The organism is Streptomyces sp. NPDC107559 (genome assembly GCF_055657365.1).
Genome location: NZ_JBVKBD010000064.1, coordinates 1 through 1,093 on the forward strand (window position 1 = coordinate 1; position 1,093 = coordinate 1,093).

The window sequence follows — 1,093 nt, forward strand, 5'->3', positions numbered from 1 at the left end:
AGACGTCATCCGCTTTCCGAACGTGATGGTTTGGTTCGGGCTGGGTGGGCATGAACTCCGGCTGGCAGCGGGAGAGATGGGTGTGTTTCGTCCGCTCGTCCTGGTCGTGGAGGTGCCCGGTGCCGTCGGTGATCGGTCTGTTGGAGGCCCGGGAGAAGGAGATCCGGGAGGAGGTGGCACGCCTGCGTGACGCCCTCGATGAGGCGGAACGTGCTCTTCGGCGTCTGGTGGATGCCCGGGTCACGGTGGCGGAGGTGTGCTGACCGGGGAGCCGGACGTGGCGCCGGAGTCTGTGCGGCAGGGGCGGTTGTGGGATCGACGGTGCCGCACCGGAGCGAGGGCATGACGGCATCGGTGCTGGCAGTGGACTACCAGCACATCGTGGGCCTGCTGGAGTCGGACGTCGGTCGGGAGGGCATGCGCTGTCAGCAGCTGGCTGCGGCTCTGGGGCTCGAGGTGGTGCCGGCGAAGGTCGAGGGGGTGCGGTCGAAGGCGAAGCGGCTGGCGGAGCGGGGCTGGATCCGGCAAGTGCGGCCCGGAGTGTTCACCGCACTGACGCAGAGCGGCTGAATCCTGTCGAGTGCCGGTCGGCGAGGCGGCCGCTCATGAGCATCGTCATCGACCACAGCACCATGGCCTCGTGCATGACGGACAGCGTCTCGTGGTCCCGCACGAGACGACGCGAACGCATGAGCCGGCTGAGCGTCCGTTCCGCCACCCACCTGCGGGGCAACACCACGAACCCCGACGTGTCATCGGTGCGTCTGACGATGTCCAGGGTGAGGCGGAGCTCTTCTTGGGCCCAGTCGACGAGCCGGCCGGAACAGCCGCCGTCCGCCCACACCAGGCGGATGGAGAAGTGCTGTCGTCGCAGCCGCTCCAGCAGCCCGACGGCGGCGTCGCGGTCCTGGACACTCGCCGCGGTCACCGCGACGGCCAGGACCAGGCCGAGGCAGTCCACCACCAGGTGCCGCTTGCGGCCGCCCACCTTCTTCCCGCCGTCCCAGCCGGACGTCGGGCGCGGGATGTTCGCCGCCGCTCGCACCGACTGCGAGTCCACAATCGCGGCCGTCGGATCCGGCAAGCGCCCCTC

General features: G+C 69.8%; 3 protein-coding genes. 2 read left to right on the forward strand and 1 reads right to left on the reverse strand.

All coding sequences use genetic code 11. From position 1 onward, the window contains the following. Both ACZ7OY_RS44620 and ACZ7OY_RS44625 read left to right on the forward strand, forming a co-directional pair. A partial coding sequence (locus tag ACZ7OY_RS44620) for a hypothetical protein (RefSeq protein WP_472251227.1) occupies window positions 1-190 on the forward strand: 190 nt, incomplete at its 5' end. Window positions 191-342: 152 nt separating this feature from the next. Further along, a complete protein-coding gene (locus ACZ7OY_RS44625; protein WP_472251228.1) occupies window positions 343-570 on the forward strand; it encodes a hypothetical protein in 228 nt (75 codons plus the stop codon). Here the strand turns inward: ACZ7OY_RS44625 and ACZ7OY_RS44630 are convergent. Beyond that, on the reverse strand, window positions 545-1,093 hold a 549-nt coding region (locus ACZ7OY_RS44630; RefSeq protein WP_472251229.1), incomplete at its 5' end, for a transposase. The genes ACZ7OY_RS44625 and ACZ7OY_RS44630 overlap by 26 nt on opposite strands.

Bases quoted from the DNA above. Each gene is read 5' to 3' on its own strand.
- ACZ7OY_RS44625 (WP_472251228.1), top strand. From the start codon at position 343: ATGACGGCATCGGTGCTGGCAGTGGACTACCAGCACATCGTGGGCCTG.